Origin of the sequence: Microbacterium forte (assembly GCF_031885415.1) — a bacterium.
Taxonomy (GTDB): Bacteria; Actinomycetota; Actinomycetes; order Actinomycetales; family Microbacteriaceae; genus Microbacterium; species Microbacterium forte.
Map to the genome: position 1 here is coordinate 3,333,409 of NZ_CP116871.1, position 19,663 is coordinate 3,353,071.

Consider the following 19,663-nt stretch of genomic DNA (forward strand, 5'->3'; position numbering starts at 1 on the left):
CCGGTGACTGATGCAGAGACCCTGAGCAGAGGGCCTCGCGCCTATACGGCATTCATCGGCATCGGCCTGATCGCGGGCCTCCTCTCCGGCCTCTTCGGCGTCGGCGGCGGCACGGTGATCGTTCCGCTGCTCGTGCTCTTCCTGCACTTCAACCAGCGGCTCGGTGCCGGCACGTCGCTCGCCGCGATCGTCCCGACCGCGACGGTCGGCGTCATCTCGTACGCGATCAACGGATCGGTCGCCTGGATCCCCGCGCTGATCCTCGCCGCCGGCTCCGTCGTCGGCGCGCAGATCGGCACCCGGATGCTGCCGAAGATCTCGCAGACCGTGCTGCGCTGGTTCTTCGTCGGCTTCCTCGTCGTCGTCATCGTCAGCCTGTTCCTGGTCATCCCCTCGCGAGACGCGCAGTTCGAGCTGCAGCTGCTCAACGGGATCGCCCTCGTGCTGGTCGGCGTCGCCACCGGCATTCTGGCAGGGCTCATCGGGGTCGGCGGAGGCGTGATCGTCGTGCCGATCCTGATGCTCGCATTCGGCACCAGCGACCTCGTCGCCAAGGGCACGTCGCTGCTCATGATGATCCCCACCGCGATCTCCGGCACGATCGGCAACCTGCGCAACCGCAACGTCGACCTCGTGGCCGCGGCGCTCGTCGGAGTGTCAGCGTGCACCACCACCGCGCTCGGCGCGTGGTTGGCCACGCTGATCGACCCGCAGGTCGGCAACATGCTGTTCGCGGCATACCTCGTGGTCATCGCCGTGCAGATGGCCATGAAGGCGATCAAGGGACGCAAGAAGAAGGACTGAGCAGCTTTTGAACCGGCCTTCGGTCACCGAGCTCCACGACCGAGAACGTAGGATCGAGGGGTGGCAGTGAACCAAGATCTTCTCGGCCGGGAGTTCCCGCCGACGTCCCCCTATCTCGTCGGTCGCGAGAAGGTGCGCGAGTTCGCGCGCGCGGTCTTCGCCGACGCTCCGCAGCACACCGACGTCGAGGCTGCGCGTGCGGCCGGTTTCGCCGATGTCGTGGCGCCGCCCACCTTCGCGATGGTCATTCAGGATCTCACGCTGCAGCAGTTGCTCGCCGAACCGGACTCGGGCATCGTGCTGGCGCGCACGATCCACGCCGAGCAGAAGTTCGCCTACTCGCGCCCGATCGTGGCGGGCGACGAGCTCACCGGCCGGCTGCGCGTGACCGCCATCCGCATGATGGGTGGCAACGCCATGATCACCAGCGCGGCAGAGATCACGGATGCCGCCGGCGAGCACGTCGTCACCGCCACCAGCGTGCTGCTGGTCGGCGCCGAAGAAGGAGCAGAGTGATGTCGTTCGCTGTCGGAGACGTCGTCGCAGAGCGCACGGTGCACATCACCCGCGAGTCGCTGGTGCGCTACGCGGGAGCGTCGGGCGACTTCAACCCGATCCATTACCGTGACGACATCGCCGCCGAGGTGGGTCTGCCCGGCGTCCTCGCGCACGGCATGCTCACGATGGGCATCGCCTCGTCGGTGGTCGTCGCGGCCCTCGAACCGGGCACCCGCATCCTCGACTACGGCGTGCGATTCACCAAGCCGGTCGTGGTCGACCCCGCAGACGGAGCCGACCTTCACGTCGTCGCCACCGTCGGCGCCGTCGATGAGGAATCGACGCGCATCGACCTCAAGGTCACGTTCGGCGAGACGACGGTCCTCGTCAAGGCGCAGCTGCGCGTCGCCTCCTGATGGGCGACGGCGTGGTGCGCGAGGTCGAGCCGCTCAAGCTGGCCACTCTCACGACCCTCCGAACGGGTGGGGCCCCCGAGCGGATGCTCGAGGCGTCGACCTCCGCCGAGCTGGTCGATGCGCTCACCGACGTGTGGTCACGCGGCGACGAGTGGTTCGTCCTCGGCGGCGGCTCCAACCTGTTCATCGGTGACGAACCGTTCGAGGGAACCGTCATCCGGATCCTCACCCGCGGCATCGAGGAGCTCCCGTCGCCGCATGCCGGACGCATCCGCCTTCGTGTGCAGGCGGGGCACGGCTGGGACGATCTCGTCGCCTACGCCGTCGAGCACGGGTATGCCGGACTCGAGGCGATGAGCGGAATTCCGGGCACCGTCGGCGCCTCGCCGGTGCAGAACATCGGTGCGTACGGTCAGGAGATCCAAGAGACCCTGGTCGAGGTCGAGCTCATCGACGAGGCGACGGGCGAGGTGTCGGTCGTCCCGGCATCCGAGCTCGGGCTCGGGTTCCGAACCTCCGTGCTCAAGCATCACTACGGCGGTGTGCCGCAGCGCCGTGCCGTCATCCTGTCGGTCACGGTCGATCTTCTCGTCGCCGAGGAGCGCGTCGTCCGCGGCGAGCAGCTGCGCAGGGCGCTGGGGCTCGACTCCGACGCCCCTGTGCCGCTCACGTGGGTGCGGGAGCGGATCCTCGCCACGCGCGCGTCGAAGGGGATGCTGCTCGATGAGAACGACCCCGACACGCACGGCGTCGGCTCGTTCTTCCAGAATGCGATCGTGCCCGAGGTCGTCGCCCGCGCCCTTCCGCCCGAGTGCCCGCGGTGGCCGGTGACCCCTGACCTCGACACCGTCACGGTGATCCCCCTCGCCTCGTACGACGGCTATGTTCCCGCCGCGAAGCCAGAAGCGCCCGACGTGAAGGTGAGTGCCGCCTGGCTGATCGAGCAGGCCGGGATCCGCAAGGGTTTCAAGCTGCCGAGGTCACGGGCATCCGTCTCTACCAAGCACGCCCTCGCCCTCACCAACCGCGGCGGCGCGACGGCCGCCGAGGTCTCAGAGCTCGCCCGCTTCATCCAGAGCCGCGTCCATGCGGAGTTCGGGCTCGTGCTGCAGCCGGAGCCCGTGCTTCTCGGCGTCGAACTGTAGCGGCCCGTGTTCGAGTGGCTCCAGGCCGAGTGGCCTCAGGTTCTCGGCTTCATCACGGGCGCGGTCTGCGTGTGGCTCGCGGGCCGCCGTAACGTCTGGAACTACCCGATCGGCATCGCCAACAACGTGGTGCTGTTCGTCGTCTTCATCGGCGCGGGGCTGTACGCGACATCGGCCCTCCAGGTCGTCTACCTGCTGATGGGTCTGCATGGGTGGTGGCGATGGACGCGCGGTGCGGAGCAGAGTCGCACGTATGTCGTCAACACGCCGCGTCGGGCATGGCCATGGCTGGCTCTCGCCGCGGTCGCGGGCACGGCCGTGCTGGTGTGGGTGCTCACGACGTTCACCGACTCGCAGGTCGCGATCGCCGATGCGGCGACCACTGCGGCGAGTCTCGTGGCGCAGTACATGCTGAACCGCAAGTGGATCGAGAACTGGTTCGTGTGGATCTGCGTCGACATCGCCTTCGTCGGCCTCTCGATCGCCGCGGGTCTCTGGGTCATCGCGGCGCTGTACGTGCTCTTCATCGCCCTGTGCGTGATCGGCTACCGCTCGTGGCGTCAGGCGGCCGTCGCCGACCGCGAGACCCCTGCGGTCGCGGCGTCCGCCCGAGCGTGAGGTGAGGCGCATGAGCGGACACGGTCTCGTCCTCGGCAAGTTCTATCCCTTTCACAGCGGGCATTCGCACCTGATCCGTCGGGCGCAGCGCGACAGCGACCGGGTCACCGTGCAGGTGCTGGGCGCGTCGGTGGAGTCGATCCCGCTGGAGGTGCGCGCGAGCTGGATCCGCGAGTCGCACCCCGGCGCGCGCGTCGTCGCGGCGATGGACGACGCCCCGGTCGACTTCGAGTCGCAGGCAGCGTGGGACGAGCACATGGCGCTGATCGCCTCGCTGCTCGACGGCCCGGTCGACACGGTCTTCTCGTGCGACTCGTATGGCGGCGAACTGGCCAGGAGCCTCGACGCGCGCTGGGTGCAGATCGACGAGGGCCGCCGGATCAATCCCGTCTCCGGCACGGCGATCCGTGCCGACGTCGCCGGCAACTGGCATGAGCTCGCACCGGCCGTGCGCGCATGGCTGACCGCGCGCGTGGTGGTGCTGGGCGCGGAATCCACCGGCTCGACGACTCTCGCCGAAGCGCTCGCCGATCGGCTGGGCACGCTCTGGGTGCCGGAGTACGGCCGCGAGCACTCCGTCATCCGCGAGGGCGGGCTGAGCGCGCCGTGGCGCAGCGATGAGTTCGACCTCATCGTCGACCGGCAGATCGCCCTCGAGCAGCAGGCGCTCAGGCAGGTACCGGTGCCGGTGCTCGTGTGCGACACCGATGTGCTCGCGACGGCACTGTGGCATGAGCGCTACGTCGGCGCGGTGGCGCCGCGCCTGCATGAGGCGGCAGCCGCGCACCCGCCGCTCCTCTACGTGCTCACCGGCGACGAGATCCCCTTCGAGCAGGACGGCCTGCGCGACGGCGAGCACATCCGTCACGACATGCAACAGCGTTTCCGCGACGTGCTCGCCGCGCAGGACGTGCCATGGCTCGAGGTGCATGGCGATGTCTCGAGACGGGTCGACGCCGCGGCATCCGCGCTCGCACCGCTCCTCGCCGAGCACCTGAGCTTCGCCCTTCCGCTCGAAGCTCGGCCCCTCGACGAGCAGCGGGCGCTCCAGCAGAACGCCCGATCGACATCGTTAGGATGATCGCATGCCCGACCGCTGGAACCGAGTGTCCGCCTCACCCACGAACCCCGGCAGCGGCCACGGCGTCGAGTCTCTGACAGCCGAGGATCTCTTCCGCCCGGCCGCGCGCAGCACGGTGCCGCTGGATGAGAAGCTGCGCCAGGTCTACTACTGGATCGTCAACCGCGCAGTCATCTCGCCCTACTACGACATGGAGTTCTCGCACGGAGAGCCGCTGTCGATCGGGCTGGGGGATGCCGGCGCCGCGGTGTCCCTCCCGACGCAGGCGTCGTTCTCGTCGAACGTCCTCGTGCCGCTGCTCACCTTCGCTGTCGGGGGCAAGTGCCTGCTCATCGGAGGTCCGGGGCGCGGCAAGACGACGGTCGCCGTGCTCATGGGCGTGCTGGCCGGCACCGCCTCCGACGACGTGCGGCGCAGCGTGCAGCAGGGGCAGCCGCAGCTGACGGTCAGCGACCTCGTGGGCATCCCTCTTCCTCGCGACCTGGTCGCCGCCGAGCGTCTCACCGACATCCGCATCGCCTGGCGCGACTGGCTCGGGTTGCCCGTCAAGATCATCGACGAGTACAACCGCATCCCCACCAAGACCCAGTCGGCGCTGCTCACCATGGTGGCCGAGGGGTATGTCGAGAGCCACGACCAGATGCGCCGCACCGCGCCGGACGGCGGTGTGGAGAGCTGGTTCTTCACGGCCAACGACGATGCGGGCGGCGGTACCTTCCCCGTGATCCAAGCCCTTCGCGACCGGATGGACGTCACGGTGCAGGCGGCCGGATTCAACAGCCGATTCTTCGATGAGCTGATCACCCGCGTCGAGGCGGGGGAGAAGCCCGAGGAGCATGTGCCCGCCGAGCTGACCTTCGATTCGGCCGAGCAGACCGAGATGCGCGCGCAGATCCGCGCGGTGCCGATTCCGGATGCCGTGCGCGAGCGCCTGCGATTCTTCCTCAGCCACTTCGAGTTCGTGCAGCACGGCGGGCGCCGCTTCGAATACCGCACGAAAGACGTGGTGACCACCGCGGGCGGCCGGGTCGGCGAGGTGATCGAGGCGAACAGCGGCGCCGACCTCGAGATCGACCTCGGCGCGCAGACCCGCAACGGCGTGTCGGTGCGCGCCTTGCAGACGCTCATCATCTACGCGAAGGCGATCGCGTGGTTCCGGGGTGCGGATGCCGTCGAAATCGATGACGTCGCGGCGGTGCTGCCGTTCGTGCTCCGCGGAAAGCTGCTGCCGAACGCCACACATCCGCGGTTCGATGTCGGGGCGGAGCGCGAGCTCAGCACCGACACGGTGAGTTGGCTGGCCGACCTGTTCACGCAGTCATGCCGCCAATACGACGCCCTCGGGCGCGACGCCGACGATGCGGTCGCTGCCCTGCTCAGCGAGTTCGACCGCGGGCTCGATGGCCTCCCGGCGCTCGAGGCATCCCGCCGCATCACCGCCGTCGAGGCCCAGCTGCGCCGGATCGCGACGGTGGGCAAGCTCTACGGTCGTGACTTCGACGACGTGATCGCGCTGAAGTATCTGCATCAGCGGTACACGGCGTATGTGCGCTGGCAGGAGCTGCGCGGGTGAATCGCATCCCCGTGCAGCTGGCGAATGCGCCGGCTCCGTTCCCTCCCGCTGACCTGCCCGATCTCTCCGCCGCCGGACTCGACACCGCGCTGGCGTCGACCTCGGTGCGGGTCGCGCACGGCACTCCGCTGCTGTTCGCCAGGGCGCTCGCCGCGGGACTGGCGCAGGATCCGGCGGCGGCGACCGACCGCGACCGGGCGCTCGATCTCGTGTCGGTCGCCGCGTGGCGGTCGGGCGCTCTCGGTCTGCGCGTCGACGCACTTGATCGGCTCGAGCATCTCGACACCCCCGAGCAACGTCTGGCCGCTGCGGCGACGCTCGGACTCGGCGTCGACGTGCTCGACGAATTCCGTCGCAGGCAGCGGAAGGATCGCTTCTGGTGGCCCGGTCGCGCCGACCAGCGCGGGTATGTGCTCGCTGTCGGGGGGTTCCGCGGAATCGGGGGCGCCTGGATCCGGCCTCCCGAACGCGTCGACACTCTGGCGGACGCCGGAGCCTTCGCGATCCTCGTCGCGGGTTCGTGGTGGCGACTCGACAGCGACGTCTGGGGTGCGCGTCTCTCCGTGCTCTCCGAGGCGCCCAGCGAGGTGCATACCCGCGACGACGGGGTGAGCATCGTCATCGGACCCGACACCCATCTCGCCTGGGTGCATGTGCGGGAGCAGGAGTGAAGGCTCCTGTCGATCGGGTGCCGCTCACCAACGATGCCCGCGCGGCGTGGGAACGGGCTCTGGATCTCTGGCGGGTGCGGCTCGACGATCCGGCGGTGCGTCCGGGCGCAGCCGACGAGCACGGTGCGCCGGCCTGGTTCTCGTTTCCGCCGTCGGTGACCGTCGACCCTCGCTACCTGGCCGAGCGCGGCCTGGCCGATGAGCTGTGGAGCATGTTCGCCCACGAGATCGGCCACCACGTGCTCGCCCCCAGCACGCGGATCGACTCGCTCAAGATCGACCATCAGATGGCGAAGGCGATCGCCGCCGTGTCGCTGCGCCCGAATCCGGGGGAGGGAGCGCGGCGGCTGTCGAACCTGTGGAGCGATCTGCTGGTCAACACGCGGCTCGCGCAGCTGCAGCGGGCCGAGCAGCGGAGTGCGGGCACCGCCACGCGTGATCTCGGCATCGTGCGCCTCGGTCGAGCGCTCTACCCGGCACCCCAGGGAAGCACGGACCGCCTCTGGTGGGTGTACTGCCGAGCGTACGAGCTGCTGTGGCAGCTGCCGTCCGGCACCCTCTGCGAGCTCGACCCGCCTCCGCGGCCGGCGCGGGCTCTCGCGCACACGAACCTCGTGCCGCTGAGCCGGATCCCCGAGAAGCACCGTGAGAAGGAGCGACTGCTGCGTGCGGCACAGGCGGAGAGCGCGCGGGTGGCTGCCGAGCTCGCCGGCGCGACCGCCACCAACCCCGCCGTCGACGCGGCCTTCATCGCCGACGCCGTGCGGACCTTCAGCACCGACCCGGTGTCGGGTGCCGCCCGCTTCGGCGTGGTCGCCGCGCCGTACCTGGCCGAGCTCGAGGGTGCTGCTGAGAGCGGTGCCGGCGAGCCGGTCAGCGGATGCGGTGTCGACGACGCGCCGGCGACGGCCGAGGAGCTCGGCCGCATCCTCGCCGACCAGCGCCTGCGAGACGACCTGCCTCGGCATCCGGGCATGGTGCTCGACCCCGAAGGCGAGGACGCTGCAGATGACGCATCGGATGCGGGTTCCGGCAAGGACGGCCAGCGTCTGACGATCGCGCGGACGCTCTCGCTCTATCGGGAGAGCGGTGAGGACGCCGTGCTCTCGGCCTGGTACCGCAACGAGGCGGCCCGGTGGGTGCGCCCCTACACCCGCCCCGCACCCATGAGGCCGGTCGGCGGCATCCCCGGTCCTGTCGAACTGTGGGAGGTGGGCGATGCGCTCGCCGACCTCGACTGGCCGTTGACGATGCGCTCGGGCACTGTGATCCCCGGCGTCACCACACGCCGGCGTTCAGAGCTCGCCGACGAGCCCCTCGTGCAGGAGACGAGTCTCGAACTCGACCTCTACATCGACTCCTCGGGTTCCATGGCACATCCGCGACAGGGCTCACCCGCGGTGCTCGCGGGGACGATCCTCGCGCTGTCGATCCTCCGCGGCGGTGGCAGGGTCAGAGTGACCAGCTTCTCGGGAACCGGAGACGTGGCGGGGATGCCGCGCTTCGGCCGCGATCCGTCTGAGATCATCGCCGCGATCTCGCTGTTCTTCGGTCGATCGACGTCGTTCCCGCTCGACCTGTACTCCGCCAGATACGCCGGTCTTCCCGCGGCAGCAGAAGACGCGCCCCGTCATGTGGTGGTGCTGTCGGACGACGGACTCGTATCGATGTTCGGGGTGGGCAACGAACCGTACGCCGGCGTCGCCAGGACCGTTCGCGAGGTGCTCACGACGGGTACGCTCGTGCTCATGGACCCCCGACGCCAGGTCGCGACGCTCGCCGAGCGCGACGGCTACGACGTGGTGTACCTCCGGACGATGGCCGATGCACCGGCTGCGTGCGCGGCTCTGGCGGCGGCGCTGCATGGCTGACACCGAGGCGCTGCTCGCCGCCTGGAGCGAGCGCTCGGACGGAGAGGCTGCGGCCTGGGCTCGCGCGAGGCCGGGGCCGTCGCTGGAGTCCGTCGCGACGCGGATCTCCCGCATCCCTCAGGAGTTCCTCGATGAGCGCATCTCGCTGCGAGCGCTCGCCGGAGACATCCTGGGCGGGCAGATCAGCGCTTCGGCATTCGACGAAGACCCGCGCGTGCGCCAGGGTGCCGCGATCGGCCTGTGGCTCGTCGCCAGCGAAGACGTCCTCGAGCCGCTCGAGCCGGCACTCGCGAGCGGCTGGGCCGCCCTCGCGGTCGACGCGCTCGCACTGCGCGTGGCCCCGGTCGCGTCGCCGTCGGACTGGACCTCAGACGATGAACGGCGCACCGAAGCCGCGCGCACGTTCCTGCTCTGGTGCGGGTTCCTTCCGGCAGGCGAGGATGCCGCGACCGCCGCCTCCCTGCTGGCGGCCTGCGACTCGCTCGCCCGCAACCGGGCGCTCGCCGAGGCATTCGAGGGGCACCGGCACAGGGCCGAGATCGCTCGGAAGCTCGCAGAGGCACGCCGCAAGGAGGCGGCTGCGAGGTACTCCAGTGAGTGACCCCGACCTCCGAGGGGCGCTCGCGCTCGCCGAATACGCACCGGGGGAGGCCGCGGTGCTCTCCGATGCCGAGCGCTGGCCGACGATCGACGCCGCAGGCACTGCTCGACTGACCCGTTGGCGGGAGCATCCCGACGCTCCGCACTGGACGCATGCCACGGGCGACCGCCTCACCGCAGAACAGGTGCAGCGGGTGCGGCATCCGCTCTCGACCGATGGCTGGCTGGTCGATCATCTCGCCGCCGCGCGACGCACGCTGCGGTATCGCGGGATGCCGACAGATGCCGCGCTCGACGACTTCCCCACGATCTCGCGGTCGGACCTCGTCGACGACCTCGCGGCGTTCGTGCCGCTCGATGCGGATCTCTCCCGGATGCTGCACGGCACGAGCTCCGGTTCGACGGGCGCGGCGCTGCTCATCCCCGATGACGTCGAGGAGGTCGCGCGCGGCTTCCACCTGCTCGTCGCGCTCGCGGCGTCTGCGGGGGCCACGGTGACGGCCGACGGCGAGCGGGTGGCGGTGGCGAACCTCGTCTTCCAGCGTCAGGCCTTCACCTACGTGTCCACGATCTCGAGCTTCGCACACCGGGCGATGGCGCGGCTCAATCTGCATCCGACGGCGTGGAGCGGTCTCGATGCCCGCGCCCGATTTCTGGCCGAGGCGGACCCGCAGATCCTCAGCGGACACCCGACGAGCCTCGCCGAGCTGCTCGACGCCGGACTCGACGCCGTGCTGCATCCCGCCGTGGTCTTCTCCGGCGCGATGGCGCTGTCGGCTGCGCTGCGTGCACGACTCCACGCGGCGTTCGAGTGTCCCGTGGTCGACGTGTACGGCTTGCACGAGACGCGCCCGATCGCCGCGCGCACCGATGACGAGCCGTTCCGGGTGCTCGATCGCCGCGTGCACGTCGAGGTGTGGGATCCCCGGCGCGAGGTCGCGCTGCCTCTCGGCGAGATGGGCGAGATCGTCGTGACCGCGGGAGAGAACCCCCTGCTGCCGCTGGTGAGGTACCGCACGGGCGACTACGGGCGCCTGGTGCACCTCGACGATGGGGTGCTCGGCATCGCCGACCTCGAGGGGCGCCAGAACACGCGGTTCCGGGCCGGCGACGGCACTCTCGTTCCCTGTGTCGAGCTCACGCAGCATCTGCAGGCACGCGGTGCCCAGGGGTGGTCGATCGAGCAGGCTGCCTCCGGTCGCGTGCACGCCGTGATCGTCGGCGGAGACGAGCCCGCCATCCGCGTGGCGCTGGACGCGCTGCTCGGGGTCGAGATCGAGCTGCGGCAGGTCGAGCGCCTGATCGACCTCGGCGAGGGCAAGCCCCGGCGCTATCGCAGCGCCGTGCCCGACTGACAACGTCGCCCGTTCGCCGTACACTCGCGGCATGAGCGGACCGATCCCCTACCTTCTGTTCCCCGGGAACGCAGCCGAAGCGCTGGAGCACTACCGTTCGGTCTTCGGGGGTGAGCTTCAACTCCTCGACTACGCCGGCGCCGGACGACACGACGGGCCGGGAGATGCGATCGCACACGGCCAACTCGCGGGGCCGGTCGGGCTCGCGGGTGCGGATGCCGGAGCCGACGACGACGCGGTGCAGATGAGCGGGATGTTCCTGTCGCTGCTCGGCACCGCGGATGCCTCGACGCGGACCAGCTGGTACGACCAGCTGGCCTCGGACGGTCGCGTGATCGACGCCCTGCAGAAGCGCCCCTGGGGCGACTACGACGGCACGGTCATCGATCGCTACGGCATCCGCTGGCTGATCGGATTCCACGACGAGGAATGAGCGCGAGCGGGACTCTGATCATCGAGTCCGGCCATGACGCCGAGACCCCCTCACATCCATGTGGAGTGAGGGGGTCCCGGGTGTCGCGGCAGAGTGGGAGTGCGACTCAGGCGAACAGACGCTGCAGGCGCTGCACGCCCTCGAGGAGCTGGTCGTCGCCGAGCGCGTACGACATGCGGATGTAGCCGGAGGGACCGAACGCCTCGCCGGGAACCACGGCGACCTCTGCCTGCTCGAGGATGAGGTCGGCGAGTTCGAGCGAAGTGGTCGGCGTCGTGCCGCCCCAGGTGCGGCCGAGCAGACCCTGCACGTCGGGGTAGACGTAGAACGCGCCGAGCGGGTTGGGCACGACGAGTCCGTCGATCTTCGACAGCTCCGACACGATCAGGCGGCGACGGCGGTCGAACGCCTCGCGGAACTGCTCGGCCTCGGTCTGGGGGCCGTTGAGTGCGGCGATCGCGGCCTTCTGGGCGACGTTGTTCACGTTGCTCGACAGGTGCGACTGCAGGTTGGCGGCGACCTTGATGGCATCCGCCGGTCCGACCATCCAGCCCACGCGCCAGCCGGTCATCGCGTAGGTCTTCGCGACGCCGTTGACGAGGATCGTCTGGCCGGCCACCTCGGGCACGGCCTCGACGATCGAGGTCGCCTTGACGCCCTCGTAGGTCAGGTTCTGGTAGATCTCGTCGGAGATGACCCAGATCCCGTGCTCGAGAGCCCACTCGCCGATGGCCTTGGTCTCTTCAGCCGTGTAGACGGAGCCCGTGGGGTTCGAGGGGGAGACGAACACGAGCGCGGTGGTGCGCTCGGTGCGAGCGGCCTCGAGCTGCTCGACGGTGACCTTGTAGTCCTGGTCGGCGCCCGCGAACACCTCGACGGGGGTGCCGTCGGCGAGGCGGATCGCCTCGGGGTAGGTGGTCCAGTACGGAGCGGGAAGAAGCACCTCGTCGCCGGGGTTCACCACTGCCTGGAACGCCTGGTACACGGACTGCTTGCCGCCGTTGGTCACGATCACCTGGCTCGGTGAGACCTCGAGTCCCGAGTCGCGCAGCGTCTTCGCGGCGATGGCCTCCCGCAGCGCCGGAAGACCCGGAGCCGGGGTGTAGCGGTAGCTCGCCGGGTCGGCGAGAGCCTCGGCCGCTGCGTCGACGATGAACTGCGGCGTCGCGAAGTCGGGCTCGCCCGCGGCATACGAGATGACGGGCTTGCCTTCGGCCTTGAGGGCCTTCGCCTTGGCGTCGACCTTGAGGGTCGCGGATTCGGCGATGGAGGAGAGCTTGCGAGAGAGAGGAGCGCGTTCGGTCACGACTACGAGCGTACTCGGGTGGGGCGCCCGGATGACGGGTCGGATGCCGTCAAGAATCGTGGTTCTTTCCGGCGCTCGCCGCGGACTCGACGGGCGCAGCGTCTCGTGCCCACGGAACTCGTCGGTGAGCGCGGTCGAGATCGCGATCGCCGGCATCAGCACGGCGCCGACGATCGCACCCGGCCGTGAACCCCGCACGGACTATCTGGTGTGTCCGCAGCTGCTCAGGCGGACGTGAGGCCGTGGGCCTTCGCCACGGCATCCAGGGTGATGCGTCCACCCTGGACGTTGAGGCCCTTGGCGAGTGCAGCGTCGTCTGCCGCAGCGCGCTCCCAGCCCTTGCCGGCGATGGCAGAGACGTAGGGGAGGGTGGCGTTGGTCAGCGCCCTCGTGGCGGTCTCGGGCACGGCGCCGGGCATGTTCGCGACGCAGTAGTAGATCGAGTCGTGCACCGCGAAGGTGGGGTCGTCGTGCGTCGTCGGACGGGATCCCTCGAAGCATCCGCCCTGGTCGATCGCGATGTCGACGAGCACCGAGCCGGGCTTCATCCCGGCGACCATGTCGTCGGTGACGAGCTTCGGCGCTGCGGCACCGGGGATCAGCACCGATCCGATCACCAGATCCGCCGTCGCGAGCTCTTCGGCGATGTCGTACCGGCTCGACGCACGCGTCTGGAGAGCGCCGCCGTAACGGTGCTCGAGCTCGCGCAGACGCGGAAGCGAGATGTCGATCACCGTGACCTGGGACCCGAGGCCGAGCGCGTTCGCAGCCGCATGCTCGCCGGCGACGCCGCCGCCGATCACGACGGTCTTGGCGCGCGGGGCCCCTGCGATGCCGCCCATCAGCACTCCGCGTCCCCCCGCGGATCGCATGAGTGAGTATGAGCCCATCGTCACAGAGAGGCGACCGGCGATCTCGCTCATCGGCACGAGCAGAGGCAGGCTGCGGTCGGGCAGCTGCACCGTCTCATAGGCGACGGCCGTGGTTCCCGCGTCGACGAGCGCGGTCGTCAGCGCCCGATCTGCGGCGAGATGCAGATACGTGAAGAGGGTGAGGTCCGAGCGCAGGAATCCGTACTCCTGGGCGATCGGCTCCTTCACCTTGATGAGAAGGTCTGCCTCGCCCCAGGTCTCCTCGGCGGTCTCGACGATCTCGGCGCCGGCGATCCGGTACGCCTCGTCGGAGATGCCTGAGCCGACTCCCGCTCCTGACTGCACGAGCACGCGGTGGCCCTCGTGAACCAGCCGATCTGCACCCGCGGGGGTGAGCGCGGTGCGGTTCTCGTTGTTCTTGACCTCGGTCGGCACGCCGATCTTCATCGATCCTCCAAGTGACGGTTGCGTGAGTGCATCTCAGAATCGCAGAAACGTCGATGATTCGACAGATTCCCTGAAGAACATTCGTTTCACCTGCGAATCCTGCATAATCATTCGCATGGAGACGTCATCCGAAGCCCTTCAGGCGAACACCCTTCGGGCGCCGGCACTCGATGCAGTCGATGCCAGGATCGTACAGCTGCTGAGCGCGGACGGCCGGATGACCAACGCAGAGCTCGCAGGCCAGCTCGGAGTGGCACCGTCGACCGCGCACGCCCGTCTGCGCGCACTCGTCGAGCGGGGAGTCATCAGCGGCTTCCACGCGAGCGTCGACGAGCGGATGCTGGGCGCCGGACTGCAGGCCATCATCGGCGTGACCCTGCGTCCCAGCGGGCGCAGGGAGAGCATCGTCGAGTTCGCCGACCGGGTGCGGGTGCTGCCGCAGGTCATCCAGGTGTTCTTCCTCGGCGGAGACGACGACTTCCTGTTGCACATCGCCGTGGCGGACTCCTCGGAGATGCGCGAATTCGTGCTCGAGCACCTCTCTGCGCAGAGCAGCGTCGCCTCGACCCGGACCAGCATCGTGTTCGACTATCACCGCAACTCGGTCGCCGCGTCCTTCCGCTGAGCTGCCGACGTCACCCGCCGTCGGACCGCGCATCCGCCGCCTCGGTGCGCGGCGTCGACGTCGTGCGGGGCTCGGTCGAACGTATATATTGCTGTGCCTCATCGAGCGGAATTATCGTGAGGGCGGGGATTGGGGCGGGCGCAGAAGGCCGCTCGCACCCGCTGGGGGATGCGATGGCACGAGTACTCGATGATGCGGAGATGGCCGCATGGCTGGGTCGGCTCTCAGGCGGACTGTGGTCGCCGCCAACAGGAGGAGCAGACGGTGGGGTGCCGGCGTGGTTCGGCACCGAGGTGATCCGGCTCGACGGCCATCACGGGATGCTCCAGCTGTCGAACTTCGGGGCGATGAGATCCGACGATCCCGACGCGTTCGAAGCCGCGCTCCTTCGTCGGTCCATCGGCATGACCATGCTCTACAGCACACTCGAGACAGCTCACACCGTGAGCTACGACGGCGCCACCCTCGAAGACGAGGACATCATCATCATCGGAATGGTGAGCCAGGGTGGACAGCGCCTACACACGGCCGCGGGAGTGCAGTCCATGGTCGTCGGGAGAATGGGATTCATGTCGAGCCTGGGGCCATCGGCCGTCGAGCAGCTCGGTGTGACCGACACGACAGGAGTCGTCGTGCCCGCCGCTGCTGTCGCGGGCTATCGGCATGTCCTGGCCCGCGGAGCCGACATCTTTCCGGATACCCCGCTCACCCGCGCGGCCGGTGCGTCTCTGGCGCGGATGCTGTTCGAGTGGGCCCAGGATCCTGACCAGGGTGTGGGCGCGCTCGCCGGCACCGAGGCCGCACTGCTCGCGATGGTGCGGGGCTTGTTCCGGCAATTCCCCGGTGACGGCGAGATGGACAGGGCCAGCGAACTCCGCGCCGAGGCCGGAAGGATCATCGAGCGACGCCATCGCGACGCGTCGTTCGGCATCGAGGATCTCGCGGTCGAACTCCACGTGAGTCGACGCCAGCTGTTCCGGCTGTATGCGGGAACCGACGAGAGTCTTGCGGCGCGCCTGCTGCGACGACGACTGATCACTGCACGAGAGGAGCTGCTGTCCGTTCCCCCGCAAGACCTCTCCGCGGTCGCCGAGCGATCGGGCTTCTCCGATGCGGCAGCCTTGCGCGCGCAGTTCTCGCGCCACGTCGGGCACAGTCCCAGTGCCTTCCGTCTCGCTGCGCGCAGTCGACCAGCGCGTCTGGCAGAGGCGATGCTCCTCAGCGATGAGCAGCAGGGGCCGTCCGTCTGATCCATCGCCACCATGTCGGTCCGCTCGTGGCCGCAATGAGTCGATCCGCGGTCTTCTTCCGCATGTCAATGCCTGCACCGGGCGGGGCGCAGGCGAAGAACGCTCTGAACCGGCGCGCGGGAGACGTGGTGTGCACGGTGCGCGAAGTGACGCCCGACCGCGAATCCGGCGCCATCGGGCGCACTGAGTGCCGAAGTTCGTGCTCCCGGTGACAGGTCGATCGCGAGCGCTTCTGGTTCGGCCGGCCGCGTGCATAACCTGAACCTGCCCGTGTCCCCAGGCGGGCCATGACGGCAGGTGAGGGAGAAGCCGCGGCTTCCGACACGCCCGTCGTCACGGCTTCCGGACGAGGCGGGATCGCCCGTCCGGAAGCTCGGGGGAAGGCGCGAGAGCGTCGGGCACGACGGATCGTCGGCGCGCAGCGCCGGCGGACGTGCGGGTGCCTCGGTCGGGGGGACCGAGGCGCCCGCGAACCCGGCTGCGGAGGATGCTGTCAGGCGCCGAACGACGAGGGCAGTGCGCAGTAGTCGGCGAAGCGTCGGGTCGGCTGATCGGGGTCTGAGACATCGACGATCGCAGTGGCGATCGAGTGCGGCGTCTCGTCGCCGGCGAGCTGCCACACGATGAAGTTCCAGAGTCCGCGCGCTGTCGTGCTGAGCAACTCGGGCGGACCCGAGACGATGAGAACGGTGCCGCTGTCGGGTGCGGCGCGGAACGGAGCGATGATGTCGGCGCGCAGAGCCTGCTCGTCGCCGTCTGCGCTGTGCTTCCGCTCGACCTGCTGACCCGCGGACGTCAGGGCGGAGGCGAGGTCGTCCGCTGCGCGGCGTGAGCGCTCGGCATCCGCTCCGGCGACGACGACCAGCCGTCGCCCGCGAGGATACAGGTGCAGGAACTCGGAGGAGATGTCGGACCAGACGTCGCTCATGATCTCAGGCTACGCCCGTTCTCGAGGGGCGGACCCGACCCTTCGGCGAACGTCCGGCGTCGCGTGACAGAGCCCCTCGGATGCCGAACTGCGGCATCCGAGGGGCCCTTGTGCAGAGGGTCAGGCCTCCTCGACGAGGAAGCGGCTGTAGGCGCCGAGCGTCAGGAACGCCGGGAACTCCTCGTGCAGCGCGACATCGCGGAACACGGATGCCGCGTCGTCGAAGCGGTCGTCGTCGCGTCGTTCGACCTCGTCGAGCACCTCGCCGATCAAGCCCTCGATGTACTCGGCGGTGATCGGCGTGCCGTCCTCCGTGGTGCGGTCCTGATGGATCCACTGCCACACCTGCGAGCGACTGATCTCGGCGGTCGCGGCATCCTCCATCAGGTTGTCGATGGCCACCGCGCCGAGGCCCCGCAACCACGCCTCGAGGTACCGGATCGCCACAGACACGTTGTCACGCACGCCCTGAGCCGTGATCGGGCGACCGATGTGCAGGTCGAGCAGCTGCGACGCGGTCACGGTGACCTCGGGAAGCTGACGGTCGACCTGGTTCGGGCGATCGCCGAGAACGGCGTCGAATTCGGCCTGCGCGGTCGGGATCAGGTCGGGGTGCGCCACCCATGTGCCGTCGAAGCCGTCGCCGGCCTCGCGCTTCTTGTCGGCCGAGACCTTCTCGATCGCCCGTGCCGTCACCTCAGGGTCGCGCCGGTTCGGGATGAAGGCGCTCATGCCGCCGATCGCGTAGGCGCCCCGCTTGTGGCAGGTCTGCACGAGAAGCTCGGTGTACGCCCGCATGAAGGGAACGGTCATCGTCACCTCGCTGCGGTCGGGAAGCACGAAGCGCGCGCCCCGGCCGCGGTAGTTCTTGATGATCGAGAAGATGTAGTCCCAGCGTCCGGCGTTGAGGCCGGCGCAGTGATCACGCAGCTCGAAGAGGATCTCGTCCATCTCGAACGCCGCGGGGAGGGTCTCGATGAGCACCGTCGCGCGGATCGTGCCGTGCGGGATGCCGATGTACTCCTCGCTGAAAGTGAACACGTCGTCCCACAGCTTCGCCTCTTCGCTCGACTCGAGCTTGGCGATGTAGAAGTACGGTCCGCGGCCGTTTGCGATCAGTTCCCGAGCGTTGTGCAGGAAGTACAGTCCGAAGTCGACGAGCGAACCGGATGCCGCAGTGCGGCGCCCCGCGCGATCGGTGAACTGCAGGTGCTTCTCGGGCAGGTGCCAGCCGCGAGGGCGCATCACGATCGTCGGCGTGCGTTCGGCGGTGACGCGGTACTCCTTGCCCGGCCCTGCGTCGCTCGCAGGTCCGGTGAAGGAGAGCTCGCCGCGGATCGCGTCGCGCAGCGAGAGCTGACCCTCGATGACGTTCTTCCACGTGGGGCTCGTGGCGTCCTCCTGGTCGGCGAGCCACACCCGCGCTCCGGAGTTCAGCGCGTTGATCGTCATCTTCGGATCCGTCGGTCCGGTGATCTCGACCCGACGGTCTTCGAGTCCGGGGCCGGGGCCGGCGACACGCCAGTCGGCATCCTGACGGATGTGCGCGGTGTCGTCGCGGAAGCGCGGGTCGTGCCCGTTGCCGATCTCGAACCGGCGGCGCATGCGGTCGGCGAGCCGGTCGTGACGGCGAGCGGCGAAGCGGTGGTGCAGTTCGGTGAGGAACGCGATCGCCTCGGGGGTGAGGATCTCGTCGTAGCGCTCACGCAGCGGGCCGGTGACGCTGATGGCCGGGCCCTGCTGTGTCGTCTGGATCGGCGCGGTGGTCGGGGGAGCGGTGGGAGTGGTCATGATCTGAGTCCTTTGGAAAGGCTTAGTGGAACTGCGCGGCTTCGGTGGAGCCGGCGAGGGCGAGGGTCGCGCTGTCGGGGTTGAGCGCGGTCGAGATGACGTCGAAGTAGCCGGTGCCCGCCTCGCGCTGGTGCTTGGTGGCGGTGTAGCCGTTCGCCTCTGCGGCGAACTCGGCCTCCTGCAGCTCGACGTACGCGCTCATGGCGCGATCGGCGTAGCCGCGGGCGAGGTCGAACATCGAGTGGTTCAGGGCGTGGAAGCCGGCGAGCGTGATGAACTGGAACTTGTAGCCCAGGTCGGCCAGCTCCTGCTGGAACGTCGCGATCTCGGCGTCCGACAGGTGGCGCTTCCAGTTGAAGCTGGGGGAGCAGTTGTAGGCGAGCATCTTGCCGGGGAACTGCTCGTGGATCGCCGCGGCGAACGCACGCGCCAGCTCGATGTCGGGCTCGCCCGTCTCTACCCACAGCAGGTCGGCGTACGGCGCGAATGCCAGGCCGCGACTGATGACCGACTCGATGCCGGGGCGGATGCGGTAGAAGCCCTCGGTCGTGCGCTCGCCGGTGGTGAACTGCTGGTCGCGCTCATCGACGTCGCTCGTCAGCAGATCGGCTGCGAGAGCATCCGTCCTGGCGATGATGACCGTCGGGACCCCCGACACGTCGGCCGCGAGACGTGCCGCGTTCAGCGTGCGGATGTGCTGCTGAGTGGGCACGAGCACCTTGCCGCCCAGGTGGCCGCACTTCTTCTCGCTCGCCAGCTGGTCCTCCCAGTGGATCGCCGCGGCGCCCGCCTGGATCAGCGATTGCGCGAGCTCGTAGGCGTTGAGCGGCCCGCCGAACCCGGCCTCGGCATCGGCGACGATCGGGGCGAGCCAGTCCTGGGTGATCTCTCCCTCGGCGTGCTCGAGCTGGTCCTGACGGATCAGCGCGTTGTTGATGCGACGCACGACCGCCGGTACCGAGTTCGCCGGGTAGAGCGACTGGTCGGGGTAGGTCTGGCCGGCGAGGTTGCCGTCGGCGGCGACCTGCCACCCCGAGAGGTAGATGGCCTTGAGGCCCGCCCGCACCTGCTGCACCGCCTGGCCGCCGGTGTAGGCGCCGAGCGCCCGCACGTAGTCCTCGGTGTGCAGCAGGTTCCACAGGTTCTCGGCCCCGCGGTGGGCGAGGGTCGCGTCTTCGCGCACCGAGCCGCGGATGCGGATGACGTCTTCGGCCGAGTAGGTGCGCTGGACGCCGTCCCAACGGGGATCCGTCTCCCAGATCTCCCGGAGCTCGGCGGCCGTCTGAACCTGGTCGCCGGCGCGCAGACCGGCGGGGCGAGGTGCGGGGTTCTGAGCGGTGTTCGTCATGGTGTCTCCTCCGTTGGATGCCCGGACCGTG

General features: G+C 69.2%; 20 protein-coding genes. 15 read left to right on the forward strand and 5 right to left on the reverse strand.

The genetic code is table 11. The annotated features are described in order from the left end of the window. Positions 1-3 precede the first annotated feature (3 nt). From OB895_RS16120 to OB895_RS16175, 12 genes are read left to right on the forward strand one after another with little or no spacing between them, the layout of a single operon-like run. Entirely contained in the window at positions 4-804 is an 801-nt protein-coding gene (locus tag OB895_RS16120) for a sulfite exporter TauE/SafE family protein (RefSeq protein ID WP_311878248.1), read from the forward strand. A 60-nt stretch (positions 805-864) separates the two neighbouring features. Beyond that, on the forward strand, positions 865-1,320 hold the full coding sequence (locus OB895_RS16125; protein WP_056373836.1) for an FAS1-like dehydratase domain-containing protein: 456 nt from the start codon (positions 865-867) through the stop codon (positions 1,318-1,320). Next, positions 1,320-1,718: a MaoC/PaaZ C-terminal domain-containing protein gene (locus OB895_RS16130; RefSeq protein WP_311878250.1), complete on the forward strand. Its 399-nt coding sequence runs from the start codon at positions 1,320-1,322 to the stop codon at positions 1,716-1,718. The genes OB895_RS16125 and OB895_RS16130 overlap by 1 nt, the downstream gene beginning before the upstream one ends. Beyond that, on the forward strand, positions 1,718-2,863 hold the full coding sequence (locus tag OB895_RS16135; RefSeq protein ID WP_376708818.1) for a UDP-N-acetylmuramate dehydrogenase: 1,146 nt from the start codon (positions 1,718-1,720) through the stop codon (positions 2,861-2,863). Before OB895_RS16130 ends, OB895_RS16135 begins: the two co-directional genes overlap by 1 nt. A gap of 6 nt (positions 2,864-2,869) precedes the next feature. After that, positions 2,870-3,481: a nicotinamide riboside transporter PnuC gene (pnuC, locus tag OB895_RS16140; protein ID WP_311878252.1), complete on the forward strand. Its 612-nt coding sequence runs from the start codon at positions 2,870-2,872 to the stop codon at positions 3,479-3,481. A 10-nt stretch (positions 3,482-3,491) separates the two neighbouring features. After that, positions 3,492-4,562 carry an AAA family ATPase gene (locus OB895_RS16145; protein ID WP_311878253.1) on the forward strand — a complete coding sequence of 357 codons (1,071 nt, stop codon included), beginning with the start codon at positions 3,492-3,494 and terminating at the stop codon, positions 4,560-4,562. 4 nt (positions 4,563-4,566) lie between these two features. After that, entirely contained in the window at positions 4,567-6,135 is a 1,569-nt protein-coding gene (locus tag OB895_RS16150; RefSeq protein WP_311878254.1) for an AAA family ATPase, read from the forward strand. Next, positions 6,132-6,806 carry a potassium transporter Kef gene (locus OB895_RS16155; protein ID WP_311878255.1) on the forward strand — a complete coding sequence of 225 codons (675 nt, stop codon included), beginning with the start codon at positions 6,132-6,134 and terminating at the stop codon, positions 6,804-6,806. The genes OB895_RS16150 and OB895_RS16155 overlap by 4 nt, the downstream gene beginning before the upstream one ends. Then, positions 6,803-8,677, forward strand: a complete 1,875-nt coding sequence (locus tag OB895_RS16160; RefSeq protein WP_311878256.1) for a VWA domain-containing protein — start codon at positions 6,803-6,805, stop codon at positions 8,675-8,677. The genes OB895_RS16155 and OB895_RS16160 overlap by 4 nt, the downstream gene beginning before the upstream one ends. Beyond that, complete coding sequence (locus OB895_RS16165; RefSeq protein ID WP_311878257.1) at positions 8,670-9,278, forward strand: phosphohydrolase; 609 nt, start codon at positions 8,670-8,672, stop codon at positions 9,276-9,278. The genes OB895_RS16160 and OB895_RS16165 overlap by 8 nt, the downstream gene beginning before the upstream one ends. Next, on the forward strand, positions 9,271-10,632 hold the full coding sequence (locus tag OB895_RS16170; protein ID WP_311878258.1) for an AMP-binding protein: 1,362 nt from the start codon (positions 9,271-9,273) through the stop codon (positions 10,630-10,632). Before OB895_RS16165 ends, OB895_RS16170 begins: the two co-directional genes overlap by 8 nt. Before the next feature lie 31 nt (positions 10,633-10,663). Continuing rightward, on the forward strand, positions 10,664-11,065 hold the full coding sequence (locus OB895_RS16175; RefSeq protein ID WP_079113382.1) for a VOC family protein: 402 nt from the start codon (positions 10,664-10,666) through the stop codon (positions 11,063-11,065). A gap of 106 nt (positions 11,066-11,171) precedes the next feature. On the opposite strand, the gene OB895_RS16180 is transcribed toward OB895_RS16175, so the two are convergent. After that, entirely contained in the window at positions 11,172-12,371 is a 1,200-nt protein-coding gene (locus OB895_RS16180) for a pyridoxal phosphate-dependent aminotransferase (protein WP_311878260.1), read from the reverse strand. 58 nt (positions 12,372-12,429) lie between these two features. Between OB895_RS16180 and OB895_RS16185 the strand changes: the two genes are divergently transcribed. Further along, entirely contained in the window at positions 12,430-12,609 is a 180-nt protein-coding gene (locus OB895_RS16185) for a hypothetical protein (protein WP_153302237.1), read from the forward strand. Here the strand turns inward: OB895_RS16185 and ald are convergent. Further along, complete coding sequence (ald, locus tag OB895_RS16190) at positions 12,596-13,690, reverse strand: alanine dehydrogenase (protein ID WP_079113380.1); 1,095 nt, start codon at positions 13,688-13,690, stop codon at positions 12,596-12,598. The two genes, OB895_RS16185 and ald, sit on opposite strands and share 14 nt — an antisense overlap. 115 nt (positions 13,691-13,805) lie before the next feature. On the opposite strand from ald, the gene OB895_RS16195 reads away from it, so the two are divergent. Both OB895_RS16195 and OB895_RS16200 read left to right on the forward strand, forming a co-directional pair. Next, positions 13,806-14,315, forward strand: coding sequence for an Lrp/AsnC family transcriptional regulator (locus OB895_RS16195; RefSeq protein WP_079113379.1), 510 nt, complete (start codon positions 13,806-13,808; stop codon positions 14,313-14,315). Between the two features lie 173 nt (positions 14,316-14,488). Beyond that, a complete protein-coding gene (locus OB895_RS16200) occupies positions 14,489-15,565 on the forward strand; it encodes an AraC family transcriptional regulator (RefSeq protein ID WP_079113378.1) in 1,077 nt (358 codons plus the stop codon). 493 nt (positions 15,566-16,058) lie between these two features. On the opposite strand, the gene OB895_RS16205 is transcribed toward OB895_RS16200, so the two are convergent. The 3 genes from OB895_RS16205 to aceA form a co-directional block, all read right to left on the reverse strand. After that, complete coding sequence (locus OB895_RS16205; protein WP_079113377.1) at positions 16,059-16,493, reverse strand: hypothetical protein; 435 nt, start codon at positions 16,491-16,493, stop codon at positions 16,059-16,061. A 120-nt stretch (positions 16,494-16,613) separates the two neighbouring features. Continuing rightward, positions 16,614-18,284 (reverse strand): malate synthase A, encoded by a 1,671-nt coding sequence (gene aceB / locus OB895_RS16210; RefSeq protein ID WP_042539514.1) that lies wholly within the window; start codon positions 18,282-18,284, stop codon positions 16,614-16,616. Positions 18,285-18,306: 22 nt separating this feature from the next. Continuing rightward, positions 18,307-19,632 (reverse strand): isocitrate lyase, encoded by a 1,326-nt coding sequence (gene aceA / locus OB895_RS16215; protein WP_079113376.1) that lies wholly within the window; start codon positions 19,630-19,632, stop codon positions 18,307-18,309. Between the last annotated feature and the right edge of the window lie 31 nt (positions 19,633-19,663).

Coding starts and splice junctions, on each gene's coding strand:
- aceA (WP_079113376.1), bottom strand. CDS start 19,632: ATGACGAACACCGCTCAGAACCCCGCACCTCGCCCCGCCGGTCTGCGC.
- OB895_RS16195 (WP_079113379.1), top strand. CDS start 13,806: ATGGAGACGTCATCCGAAGCCCTTCAGGCGAACACCCTTCGGGCGCCG.
- OB895_RS16130 (WP_311878250.1), top strand. CDS start 1,320: ATGTCGTTCGCTGTCGGAGACGTCGTCGCAGAGCGCACGGTGCACATC.
- OB895_RS16175 (WP_079113382.1), top strand. CDS start 10,664: ATGAGCGGACCGATCCCCTACCTTCTGTTCCCCGGGAACGCAGCCGAA.
- OB895_RS16145 (WP_311878253.1), top strand. CDS start 3,492: ATGAGCGGACACGGTCTCGTCCTCGGCAAGTTCTATCCCTTTCACAGC.
- OB895_RS16135 (WP_376708818.1), top strand. CDS start 1,718: ATGGGCGACGGCGTGGTGCGCGAGGTCGAGCCGCTCAAGCTGGCCACT.
- OB895_RS16200 (WP_079113378.1), top strand. CDS start 14,489: ATGGCACGAGTACTCGATGATGCGGAGATGGCCGCATGGCTGGGTCGG.
- OB895_RS16165 (WP_311878257.1), top strand. CDS start 8,670: ATGGCTGACACCGAGGCGCTGCTCGCCGCCTGGAGCGAGCGCTCGGAC.
- aceB (WP_042539514.1), bottom strand. CDS start 18,284: ATGACCACTCCCACCGCTCCCCCGACCACCGCGCCGATCCAGACGACA.
- OB895_RS16205 (WP_079113377.1), bottom strand. CDS start 16,493: ATGAGCGACGTCTGGTCCGACATCTCCTCCGAGTTCCTGCACCTGTAT.
- ald (WP_079113380.1), bottom strand. CDS start 13,690: ATGAAGATCGGCGTGCCGACCGAGGTCAAGAACAACGAGAACCGCACC.
- OB895_RS16150 (WP_311878254.1), top strand. CDS start 4,567: ATGCCCGACCGCTGGAACCGAGTGTCCGCCTCACCCACGAACCCCGGC.